This is a genomic window from Actinomycetaceae bacterium MB13-C1-2 (assembly GCA_035621235.1).
Classification (GTDB): domain Bacteria; phylum Actinomycetota; class Actinomycetes; order Actinomycetales; family Actinomycetaceae; genus Scrofimicrobium.
In genome coordinates this window covers 2,512,387-2,524,212 of the sequence record CP141731.1, presented here as the reverse complement: position 1 = coordinate 2,524,212, position 11,826 = coordinate 2,512,387, and the positions used below count along the sequence as shown (strand labels likewise).

At 58.8% G+C, this 11,826-nt stretch carries 10 protein-coding genes; all 10 read left to right on the top strand.

Annotated elements, in window-relative coordinates:
* The first annotated feature begins 58 nt into the window (after window positions 1-58).
* The 10 genes from dhaK to U6G28_11210 all read left to right on the top strand — a co-directional run bounded on the left by dhaK (window position 59) and on the right by U6G28_11210 (window position 11,816).
* Window positions 59-1,054, top strand: coding sequence for a dihydroxyacetone kinase subunit DhaK (dhaK, locus tag U6G28_11255; GenBank protein ID WRS30066.1), 996 nt, complete (start codon window positions 59-61; stop codon window positions 1,052-1,054).
* An 11-nt stretch (window positions 1,055-1,065) separates the two neighbouring features.
* Entirely contained in the window at window positions 1,066-1,710 is a 645-nt protein-coding gene (gene dhaL, locus U6G28_11250) for a dihydroxyacetone kinase subunit DhaL (protein ID WRS30065.1), read from the top strand.
* On the top strand, window positions 1,703-2,425 hold the full coding sequence (gene dhaM / locus U6G28_11245; GenBank protein ID WRS30064.1) for a dihydroxyacetone kinase phosphoryl donor subunit DhaM: 723 nt from the start codon (window positions 1,703-1,705) through the stop codon (window positions 2,423-2,425). The genes dhaL and dhaM overlap by 8 nt, the downstream gene beginning before the upstream one ends.
* 133 nt (window positions 2,426-2,558) lie before the next feature.
* The gene (gene ndk, locus U6G28_11240) at window positions 2,559-3,014 is read left to right on the top strand and encodes a nucleoside-diphosphate kinase (GenBank protein WRS30063.1); all 456 of its coding nucleotides are present in this window, start codon (window positions 2,559-2,561) and stop codon (window positions 3,012-3,014) included.
* Window positions 3,015-3,056: 42 nt separating this feature from the next.
* Complete coding sequence (smc, locus tag U6G28_11235; GenBank protein ID WRS30062.1) at window positions 3,057-6,665, top strand: chromosome segregation protein SMC; 3,609 nt, start codon at window positions 3,057-3,059, stop codon at window positions 6,663-6,665.
* 108 nt (window positions 6,666-6,773) lie between these two features.
* On the top strand, window positions 6,774-7,997 hold the full coding sequence (locus U6G28_11230; GenBank protein WRS30061.1) for a hypothetical protein: 1,224 nt from the start codon (window positions 6,774-6,776) through the stop codon (window positions 7,995-7,997).
* Window positions 7,998-8,008: 11 nt separating this feature from the next.
* Entirely contained in the window at window positions 8,009-9,187 is a 1,179-nt protein-coding gene (ftsY, locus tag U6G28_11225) for a signal recognition particle-docking protein FtsY (GenBank protein ID WRS30060.1), read from the top strand.
* 38 nt (window positions 9,188-9,225) lie between these two features.
* Window positions 9,226-10,842, top strand: coding sequence for a signal recognition particle protein (ffh, locus tag U6G28_11220; protein ID WRS30059.1), 1,617 nt, complete (start codon window positions 9,226-9,228; stop codon window positions 10,840-10,842).
* Between the two features lie 213 nt (window positions 10,843-11,055).
* Window positions 11,056-11,586, top strand: a complete 531-nt coding sequence (gene rpsP, locus U6G28_11215) for a 30S ribosomal protein S16 (GenBank protein ID WRS30058.1) — start codon at window positions 11,056-11,058, stop codon at window positions 11,584-11,586.
* Window positions 11,587-11,588: 2 nt separating this feature from the next.
* Window positions 11,589-11,816: an RNA-binding protein gene (locus tag U6G28_11210; protein ID WRS30057.1), complete on the top strand. Its 228-nt coding sequence runs from the start codon at window positions 11,589-11,591 to the stop codon at window positions 11,814-11,816.
* Window positions 11,817-11,826 lie beyond the last annotated feature (10 nt).

The window sequence follows — 11,826 nt, the reverse complement described above, 5'->3', positions numbered from 1 at the left end:
GACCATAGAAATTGATGTGGTCGTGAAGCAGACACTGACTATGCGAGAGGTAGCGCCAATGAAGAAGCTGATAAACGATCCACACGATGTCGTAACGGAGACGCTGGAGGGCCTTGCGCTTGCACACCCAGAGAAGGTCATTGTTCACCTAGGTCCTGACTGGGTGGAGCGCGCCGTTCCCAAGGCAGAAGGAAAAGTAGCCCTGGTATCCGGTGGCGGATCGGGACACGAACCGTTGCACGCGGGCTACGTGGGCGAGGGCATGCTCGATGCCGCGGTTCCCGGTCCGGTCTTTACCTCACCAACACCAGACCCGATCGCTGCTGCAACAGCCGCTGTAGATCGGGGTGCCGGGGTCCTATACATCATCAAGAACTACACGGGCGACGTACTAAACTTTGAGACGGCGGCGGACCTCTCCGAAATGGAAGATATCAAGGTTTCGTCGGTCATTGTCAACGATGATTGTGCCGTGGAAGACTCGCTGTACACCGCCGGACGTCGTGGCGTGGCAGGCACAGTTTTTGTCGAGAAGATTGCCGGCGCGGCTGCGGAACAGGGTAAGTCCCTGGACGAGGTCACGGAGATTGCCAGGCGCGTCAATCAGAACATGCGCTCAATGGGTCTGGCGCTTGGCCCGTGTACGGTTCCACACGCGGGCAAGCCGTCATTTGATCTCGGAGACAACGAAATTGAGCTGGGAATAGGCATCCATGGCGAACCCGGATATCGTCGCGGCCCAATGGAAGAAGCAGATGCGCTGACGGTTGAGCTCTACCAACAGATTCGTGACGATCTGGGTCTGAAAGAGGGCGATCGGGTAATCGCCATGGTTAACGGAATGGGCGGTACCCCAGAGTCCGAACTGTACATAGTCTTCCGCAGGCTGGCGTCACTGCTACAGGAAGACCTGATCGTTCGGGAACGTCAGATGGTTGGGAACTTTGTTACTAGCCTTGAGATGCCGGGCGTTTCGATCTCGCTGTTGCGCCTCGATGATGAAATGCTCGAACTGTTCGATGCTCACGTAGACACGGTCGCGTGGACTAATTAGGAGATAGCAACATGACACAGAGCCTGGACTGGGCGCGAAAGTGGATTCAGAACTCCGCTGTCGTGGTCGCAGATAACCGTGAACTGCTCATAGATCTGGATCGGCAGATTGGCGATGGCGACCATGGCGAGAACCTAGACCGCGGATTCACGGCAGTGATTCGCGGCGAGGGACTTGAGAGTGCGGAGAGTGGTGGTGACGTACTGAAGTATGTTGCCAAAACTCTGCTTTCGACCGTCGGCGGGGCCGCTGGACCGCTTTACGGGACCGCGTTCCTCAAGGCGGCACAGCAGTTCCCAGAAGGTGAACTGGATGCGGATTCGGTAGGAAAGATTCTTACCGGAGCGGTCCAGGGAATCCAGGCTCGTGGCAAGGCTGAAACCGGAGAGAAGACGATGGTCGATGCCTGGCTGCCCGCGGCTGAGGCCGCGAGCGCCGACGGTGGCGATGTTGTCTCGGCACTTGAGGCGGCCGCGAACGCCGCCAGCGACGGTGCCGAGGCAACGAAACCGCTGAAGGCGACCAAGGGTCGGGCCTCTTATCTGGGGGAGCGCTCTCGTGGTCATCTTGATCCCGGCGCGGTCTCATCGGCGCTGATTCTCCGGGCGGCGGCAGATGCTGCCGAAGAAGTCTACGGAGACTCAAACGATGGGTGATACGGCACCATCGCGCGTCTCGCTGGTGGTGGTTTCTCACTCGAAGTTGATTGCAGATGGAACGCGGGAGCTGGCCTTGGCAATGGCTCCTAACGTTCACATCGGCGCTGCCGGTGGTGACCCCACCGGCGGTCTGGGCTCTTCCTTTGATTTGATCGAGTTGGAGGTTGCGCGGGCCCTAGAGTCGTCCGGGGAACGCGGAGTCGTTGTCCTCACCGATCTAGGTTCGGCGACGCTAACGGTCGACTCAGTTATTGAGTTTGCAACCGAGCCGGATTTGATTCGATATGTGCCAGGACCGCTGGTTGAGGGCGCCGTCGCGGCCGCGGTGGTGGCTGAGGGAGGCGGAGATCTGGACAGGGTGGCTTCTGCTGTGGTCGAGGCCGCTCAGTCGATGTGTCGGGAGCTATCGTCGTCTGTCCCGACAGTGGCCTCAACTGCCTCGCAAGCCGGAGAGGTTGTGGAGGTCAAGGCGATTGTTGCCGATAAGGCGGGACTCCACGCTCGGCCGGCCGCAAAGATTGCAACGCTCGCTGCCGGTTTTGATGCCGAAGTGTGGATTGATGAAGCCGATTGTGCTTCAGCGATGGAACTCATGGCAGCTGGCATGGAGTTTGGGCAAGAGGTGACTGTTAGAGCTCAGGGTCCTGACGCGCTCCGTGCTGCGCGTGAAATTGCTGACGGGATCAACGCTGGATTTGACGAACAGGTTTAGTGTCGTGTGCCGGTGTGGTGCGCAATCTGGGCAAGGTTTTTGCGGTGCAGGACACTAGTTGGGTTGGTAATGAACTGTCTGTGGTGATCGGGACTTATGATTGCCACAGTTAGTTCATCCCAAAGGAGTATCAATGCCGACCCCTGATCTACTGGATTCCGACAAGGAACACACCTTGGTTCTGGTCAAACCCGATGGTTTTGCACGTGGCCTCACAGGCGAGGTACTGCGTCGAATCGAGGCTAAGGGCTATGTCCTGAAGGGCCTCAAAATTAAGTTTGCGAGTGAGGAACTGCTGAGTGAGCACTATGCCGAACACGCGGAGCGCCCCTTCTTCCCCTCGATGATCAAGTACATGATGGAGGGCCCGGTTGTTGCCGTCGTCGTAGAGGGCGACCGGGTGATTGAAGGAATTCGTAACATTGTTGGAGCCACCAACCCAACCCTCGCGGCAGCGGGGACCATCAGAGGAGATCTTGGGCGTGACTGGGCGACTGAGGCCGTAAAGAATCTGGTACATGCCTCAGATTCTGAGACTTCGGCGATCCGTGAGATTGCCCTGTGGTTCCCTGAGCTTCAGTACCATTAAGCCTCGTTCGCTTCCCTGTCTAGTACGCACTGAGGACCTTCCATGTATCTGAAAGACCTGACGCTTCGCGGCTTCAAGTCTTTTGCCTCTGCAACCCGATTTCGTTTTGAACCGGGCATCACGGCGGTGGTTGGTCCAAATGGATCAGGTAAGTCGAATGTCGTTGACGCCCTTGCTTGGGTCATGGGAGAGCAGGGCGCGAAGTCTTTGCGCGGCGGCAATATGGCCGATGTGATCTTCGCTGGTTCTGCGCAGAGACCCGCGCTCGGTAGGGCTCAGGTTGAACTGACCATCGACAACTCGGACGGCAAACTTCCGATTTCATACTCCGAAGTGACGATCTCACGGACTATGTTCCGCTCGGGCGGCTCCGAGTATGCAATCAACGGGCAGCAGGTGCGTCTCCTCGACGTGCAAGAATTGCTTTCCGACACCGGGTTGGGCCGACAGATGCACGTCATTGTCGGTCAGGGTCAGTTGGATGCCGTTTTAACTGCGACACCGCAGGACAGGCGGGCTTTCATTGACGAGGCTGCCGGGGTTGCAAAGCACCGGCGCCGCAAGGAACGGGCGCTACGCAAGCTCGAAACGATGGACGGGAACCTGGTCCGAGTCCTCGACTTAACCGAGGAAATACGCCGCCAACTACGCCCGCTGGCTAGACAGGCAAAGGCTGCGCGGGAAGCCGCGGGTGTTAGAGAACGCTTGGACTACGCTCGCGCTCGTCTGCTGGCGGCCGACATGGTCGACTCCGAGGAGCGTCTCGAACGTGAACGAGCCTCGCTCAACAGTCTTCGCGAGGCTAGCGGTGACATGGAACGACAGATCCGTGTTCTCCAAGAGCAGGCGGACACTAAGCAGGCAGAGGTCGATAGACTTTCGGCGGAGTTACAGGTCGTGGCCGACCACTATCGCGACTACCGAGAGTTGTCACAACGCCTGTCGGCCATTGCCGAGATTGCCACTGAGCGCGGTGCCAGTGCCGGACGAGTCCCGTCCGCGATCACCGATGACGCCGTCCAAATCGCGGTAAAGCGAGCAGAAGAAGCGGAGAGTGAAGCCGCTGAAGCCAAGGAGAAGGCCGACGAAGCGGCGATGGCGGCGGTCCAGGTTGAGACGGAACGACGCACCCGCCAAATCGAGGCTGAGCAGGCGAGGAAGAACCTCTACCAGCAGCAACTCGAACTGGAAAAGGCACAACAGGACTTTGCTGCGCACCAGGGGCGGATTGAGCGGGCCTCTGCTGCGTTGGCGGCAGCCGAAGAACAGTTGAGGCAGGCTCGCATCTCTCGTGAGGCTGCCGAACAGCGCTTGGCGAGTGTTCCGGAACTGGATGCGGACCGGGGTTCTCTCGATGACTCGAGCCAGGGCGCTCAATCCCACTATCAACAGGCTGCGGAGGCCGAACAAAGGGCTCGGGATACGGTCCAGGTGGCCGAACGGGACGAACGAACCGCGGGTGAGGCTCTGTCATCGCAGATATCGCGGCGGGAGACACTTGCCCGATCGCTCAACCGGGTTGAGAGTGTTGCCGAAGGCGTCGCCGGGTCTCCGCGGGCGAATTGGACGAAACGGATTCTGTCCTCGTCCAAGGGAACACTGGCATCTCAGATACGAGTTAAGCGCGGTTGGGAGGATGCGGTCACTGCGCTTTTGGGGTCAATGGCTGAGGCGCGGGTGATAAGTGCGGGAGGGCCGCTACATTCGATGTTGCCCTCTGATTTCTCATTTGCCGAGGGGGATGAGCAGCCGATCCCGGGCTTGGTTCAGATGTCGTCGACCGATGCTGAGAATTGCCTTGCGGCTCTTTCCCAGCGAGAGGGTTCTGTCTCGGCGCTTTCTGCGGTGGAGGCACCCGCAGACTTGGCCGCCACGGTCCGTGAACTTCTTGGCGATTGCCTGCTTTGCAAGGACCTCGACGAGGTCGCCGAAGTCCTGAGTGAGCAGTCGGCGGCTCCGCGCCGGGTCGCGACCCCCGACGGAATGATTTTCACGTCGCATTCGGTGAGGCTCCCCGGTCGGACAGAGACTTCGACCCTTCGGCTGCACGCCGATTACGAGGACGCATGCGTGGAGGTGGATCACGCACAAAAGGAGTTGGAACGGGTCTCGGTAATCGCGGCCGCCGCGCGCGGAGTTTTGTCTGAAGCGCGCAGTGCTCGCGAGTCGGCGCTAGAGATGCTTCGAGCCAGCGACGCGCTAAGGGCGGAGGAAGCTCAGGAGCGTGCACGGGTTTCTGCGCTACACCATGCGGCATCACAGGACCTTGAGCGAGCGATTCAGGGCGTCCAGCGAGCGGTTGCAACCCAGCAGGAAGCCGAGTCGCGGTATCAGAGCTTGACCGGGGGAGATGTCCCGGTCCGGCCGGACTCCGCCGAGGTGTTCCTTGCGGAGGCCAGGGTGGAACTAGCTCAGAAAGAGAGCACACTGGAACAGGCCCGAGAGGCCGATAGCAACGCCCGAATGGCGGCACACGTAGCTGCGGAACGCAGTAGCGCGATGGACCGCCAGGCCCGGGCGTTCCAGACCCAAGCAGTGCGTCTTCGAGAGGATCGCGAGCGGCAGTTGCGACGAGAGTCAAAGGCAAAAATTACTCTCGAACGGGCCGAAAAGATCTCCGAGCGCGCGCGCGAAGCATCACGCGCCAGTGAGGCTGGGGCTGGCCGTTGCGCGAGCCTCAAGGAAGAAGTCATGCAAGCGCGGCAGGTTGCGGAGTCTGCAGCAAGTGCGGCGCGGAGCCAGCTGCAGGGACTGGAAGCCGCTCGCGGTGGCGCCAGGGAGCACCTGCTACAGAGCGAAGTCGCCTTCGCACAGTTCCAGGGATCGCACATGAACCTGGCCCGGCAGGTGCTTGACTTCCTGGGATTGTCCTCGGCCGAGGTCGACGGGGACACTGAAACTCAGGCTGACGAACTCCCTGAGGAAGTGCAGAACTTCATTCGTGAATTTGGGCCGCAGCACCCCTGGCCAGGTGGGGGAGAAGATGTCGAACCTGTCCCCTTCGATAGGGCGAAGGCCGCTGAACAGTTGCGCCGTGCCGAAAGGGAGTTACAGCGCTTGGGCGTGGTTAATCCGCTGGCGGTTGAGGAACATGCGGCTCTACAGTCGAGGCTGGATTTCTTGCTTGAACAGATTGAGGATTTGAACCGTTCAAAGGCCGATCTGCTTGAGTTAATTCGTGACGTTGACGCACAGGTTAAGGCTTCGTTCAACTCTGCATTTGAGGACACTTCGGCGCAGTATTCCAGAGTGTTTGAGCGTCTGTTTCCGGGTGGAACGGGTCGACTAGAACTAACTGATCCAGACGATCCGTTGGCGACCGGGGTTGAGATTTACGCACGGCCCTCGGGAAAGAAGGTCACCCGTCTTTCGCTTCTTAGCGGTGGAGAACGCTCACTTGCTGCCCTCGCCTATCTGATCGCCATCTTCTTGGCACGTCCCTCCCCGTTCTATGTGATGGATGAGGTTGAGGCCGCCCTGGATGACATGAACCTCTCCCGGGTGTTGAGCTTGTTTGAGGATTTGCGTGACGAGAGTCAGTTGCTGATAATCACACACCAAAAACGGACGATGGAGATTGCCGACGCGCTCTACGGTGTTTCAATGAAGGGTGGCGTCACGGCAGTGGTGTCACACCGAATGGACAACTGATCAAGGTGGTCCCGAATCGAAGGTCGGCTTTCCCCGTAACTCGTTTGCCGGGGATAATAAGGGCGGGTTAGCCCTTGTCTGCTGGAAGAAAGGTTTTACGGTACAGCTGTGGTTAGTGGTCGTGCACTCGTGCTACTGGTGATTGTGGTGCTATTGCTTGTTGCAATGGTCATAATCGTCGGTGCCGCTCTGATGCAGAAGCCGACCCGCGCCTGGCGTCTTCAGTGGCAAGAAAATGCTTCAGACCTGAAGCGATCGGGGATAAAGACGCTCAGGGGCGAACCTGTGCAGCCTCGTCTGGTCTCATTTACTGAGTTACTGGATGATCCCTATGTAAGGTCCTATGGAGTCAGACCAGAGATATATCAGTCGGCTCAGACGCAATTTGTTTCTCCTCAGTCAGTTCAGGCAGTGGCCGAGGTGGGAGTTGTTCCGGAGCGTGTCTCTGTCCTGACCCATGCAATCCCGATTGTTGACGACGAGCACGGAGGGGCCGCTACCGACACGAAGACCGCGTGGGAAGACTACGACGGCGATTACAACTACTTTGAAAATTCCGGGTACGAACGGGAGAAACCCGAGGAACCCCAGCTAACTTTTGATGAGAAGCGGGAGCTGGATCTGATTGGGAGCTGGAACCCGGGGCCAGCTGAGATAAGTCCCGTTCCTGAGATTGCCCCGGGTCAATTCTGGGCGACGGTGACAAAGTCGCTTGCTGGTGTGTGGTCGGCGGTTCAAACACGCTATGCGGACTGGAACGTCGAGCGAACTCAGCGAAAGCTCGCTGCTGAAGAGGAAGCGAAGGAACGGGCCGAACGCCAGGCGACCGAGGACGCTGAAGCTGCTCTCGGGTTCGAAATACCCGAGACAGAGGTGCTTGAGTCTGCGGATATCGTCGTCCCAGAGATTGAGTCAGAAGTCGAGATCACGATAGAGCCCGAATCTGGGTTCTCCGAGGAAGCCGAGATTGACACCACGATCAAGCCCGAATCTGTGGATCTCGCTGAGACTGAGACAGAGTCCGTGACAGAGCCCAATTTCGAGTTCACCGAGGCGCTTCCGCCGCCTCCTCCACCCCCCAGTGCGGCGCTTACGGCAACTCAGGAAAACTTGGAGCAGGACGAGAATCAAGAAGACAATCGGCGGATATTTGACGAGTACGACGAGGATATCGAACCGACAACCGCCGTTCCTGCCCCTTCTGAACCGGAGCAACTAGGGGAGTGGGTGGGCGGATTGCGCTACCTCTCCGAACCCCGCCCCGAGGACGAGTGGCGCAAGTACGTCCCCCGGATTGAAGACTTCAGGGATTCACTCCCTCCCGAAGACTGAAAGGAATTGTCTTGAACGATTTCGCCCAGTTCCTACAGACGCCGGTCGGCATCCTTGTTGCTGTCCTGGTGTTGCTGCTGATTGCCTTCATCGTTTGGTTCGTTGTCTCCCGAACAAGGCGTGGTGGCCCCACCTCGGCGGACATTTCTTCGACAGAAGTCGAGACTAAGCCACCAATTTCTGAGAAACCGGAAGCGGCGAAAGACGAGGCGGAAACACAGGCTGAAGAGGCCGAGGAACTTGAAGTTCCTGAATCAGTGACCAGTCGAATGCAGCGACTTCGCTCCCGTATGGCGAAGTCTGGATCTATTGGCAACGCGCTGCTTTCTGTTTTTTCTCGCGGCGATCTTTCCGCATCGGACTGGGAAGAGATCGAAGAGACCTTACTTCTGGCGGATGTCGGCATGGGGCCAACCGAAGAGATAATGACCCGATTGCGCACTGAGGCAAAGGTCCGTGGGAGTCTTTCCTCCGCCGATGCGAAAGCGGTCCTGAGGGAGGAACTGCTCGCTCTGGTCGGAACTGACACGGATCGCTCGCTGAACCTCGTTAAGCCCTCGTCTGACAGTGGCGAAGAACTACCTGCGTCCGTTCTGGTGGTCGGTGTGAACGGTACCGGTAAGACCACCACAATTGGCAAGCTCGCTCGTCTGCTGCGTGCCGAGGACAAGTCAGTCGTCCTCGGGGCAGCCGACACGTTTAGGGCCGCCGCTGCTGAGCAACTGACCACCTGGGGCGATCGCGTCGGTGTGCCGGTTGTTTCCTCAGATCGCGAAGGTGGAGATCCCGCCTCGGTTGCGTTCGAGGCCGTGAAAGAAGCCGTGGACACTGCTGCTGACGTGGTAATTGTTGACACTGCCGGTCGACTCCAGACCAAGGCCACCCTGATGGACGAGCTTGGAAAGATCCGCAGGGTCATGGAGAAGCAGGCTCCCGTGGAGGAGGTGCTGCTGGTCCTTGACGCGACCACCGGGCAAAACGGCATGAGACAAGCTCAGGTCTTTAGTGAGGTTGTTGGGATTACCGGCATAGTTCTAACCAAGCTTGATGGCTCGGCGAAGGGCGGCATCGTCGTCTCTGTTCAGCGAGAACTAGGGGTCCCCGTAAAACTGGTGGGCCTGGGTGAGGGGCCAGATGATCTGGCCCCATTTGACCCGGAAGGATTCGTTGACGCGATTATCGGAGATTAGTCTGCGGTAGTCTCTAGTCGAAACCTAAGAGGAGAACTGTGTTCAACACGCTTTCAGACCGTCTGAGTGATTCTTTCAAGCGCCTGCGCGGGAAGGGCATCCTCAGCGAGGCCGACGTAGACGAGACCCTAGGCGAGATTCGTCGTGCGCTACTAGACGCCGACGTGGCACTTCCGGTTGTTCGCGACTTTGTTGCTAAGGTGAGAGAACAGGCCTACGGAGCGACTCGATCAAAGGCACTAAATCCAGGTCAACAGGTTGTCCAGGTAGTTCATGATCAACTGGTCGAGACCCTGGGTGGGCAGACCCGCGAACTGGTCTTTGCTCAGCGCGGACCCACGGTTTTCATGCTTGCTGGTCTGCAGGGAGCGGGCAAGACTACTCTTGCTGGGAAGCTTGGAAAGTGGCTTCGCGAGAACGATAAGTCGGTTCTTCTTGTTGCATCCGACCTACAGCGTCCGAATGCGGTAAACCAGCTTCAGGTGGTCGGTGAACGCGCTGGAGTCAAGGTATGGGCCCCTGAGCCCGGCAATGGCATCGGTGACCCGGTTCAGGTGGCTCGTAGCGGCCTTCAATACGCGATCGAAAATGGCATTGATGTCGTCATCGTTGATACCGCCGGGCGTCTGGGCGTCGACGAGGAGATGATGGAGCAGGCCCGCGAAATTCGGGACGCCGTCAACCCGCACGAGATCATGTTCGTCCTTGATGCCATGGTCGGTCAGGATGCCGTCCAAACCTCAATCGCGTTCCGTGATGGGGTTGGCTTTACCGGTGTCGTGATGTCGAAGTTGGACGGCGACGCTCGTGGCGGGGCCGCCCTTTCAGTGCGTGGGGTGACGGGCGCGCCGATTCTCTTTGCTTCCACCGGTGAAGGACTGGACGACTTCGAACGTTTCCACGCGGATCGGATGGCCGGACGCATCCTCGACATGGGGGATGTTCTTACCCTGATCGAGCAGGCCGAACGTAAATTCGACCAGGAAGAAACCGAGAAGATGGCCGCTAAGGTCATGTCCGGTGAACTCACCCTGGATGATTTCCTTGCGCAGCTGCAACAGGTAAAAAAGCTTGGTTCGATGAAGAAGGTCCTGGGCATGATGCCCGGAATGGGCCAGATGCGCAGCCAACTGGAAAACTTTGATGAGCGAGAGGTTGATAAGGTCGAGGCCATTGTTCGATCAATGACTCCGGCCGAGCGTCAGGACGTGAAGATCCTTAATGGTTCGCGTCGTGCGAGGATCGCTAGGGGTTCGGGAACTACCGTTGCCGACGTCAATGGTCTGGTTAAGCGCTTCGAGGGTGCTAAGACCATGATGACCCAAATGGGCGGAGCTATGGGACCAGGCGGTACTCCCGACTTCGCCGCAATGGCTCGAGGCGGGGGTGGAGGACGCGCCAAACAGCGGGAACAGGCCAGGAAGGCTCAGGCCCAAAAACGCAAGATCGCAAAGAAGGCTCGCTCGGGGAATCCGGCGAAGCGGAAGCAACAGGAACTTGAGGCCCTGTTGCCTGCCTCGCAGCGGAAGAAAACTGCTGAGCCACAGGCCAAAGGATCCGCTTTTGGTGTGCAGCAGCCCGATCAAGAGCCGCCCTCGCGCGAGACGTTGGACGCGCTCCCGGACGACTTGAAGCGGCTTCTCTCGGGTATGTAGGTCGTTCACGGACCTCCACGGTGACCGATTCCACGGGGTAAACCCCATCCCAAGTGGCTCGCGTCGTCCCGGCCTGACTACACTTGTCACTTGTACTCGCGCTGTGCGGACCCCTCTCATCCCACAGAGCGTGTCCACCCGAGGCCTGGCAGTGCCGTGACCCACCGGTTACCGTTTGGCCTCAGAGATTCTAGATTTGGAGATACCACTCAAGTGGCAGTTCGAATTCGTTTGAAGCGGATGGGTTCCATCCACAACCCCTACTACCGCGTTGTTGTCGTCGATTCACGCAAGAAGCGCGACGGTCGAGTGATCGAGGAAATCGGAACATACGATCCGAAGCCGAATCCCTCGAAGATTGAAATCGACTCAGAGCGCGCCGTCTACTGGTTAGGCGTCGGCGCACAGCCGTCTGACACCGCTCGCCGGCTACTTTCCCTGAACGGCGACCTTGCTCGCGCCGCGGGCAAGGAAAACGTCGTCTCCCGCATCAAGGTTGCGGACGAGGACAAGGAAGCTGAACGTCAGGCAGCTATCAAGGCCGCCGAGGACAAGGCACAGAAGACCAAGGCGAAGGCCGCCGAATCCAAGGCAAAGGAAGCCGCAGTTAAGGCGGAAGAAGCTGCAGATGCTGCAGTCAAGGCCGACGAGGCCGCCGCTGCTGAGGACACCGCTGCCACCGAGGCCGCCGAGGAAGCCGCTAACGAGGCAACCCCGGAAGAGCCCACCAAGGATGCTGAGTAAGCATGCTGGCTGACGCACTTGAGCACCTGGTCGGCGGGATTGTTGACAATCCAGAGGATGTTCGCGTGACCTCACGGAACACTCGTCGCGGTGAGTTGCTTGAGATCCGCGTAAACCCGGACGACCTGGGCCGTGTCATTGGACGCGGAGGACGTACGGCGCGTGCACTACGCGCCGTGATGTCCGCGATCAAGGGTTCGGGTTCGGTTCGAGTCGACGTAGTCGAGTAAGTCCCGGCCC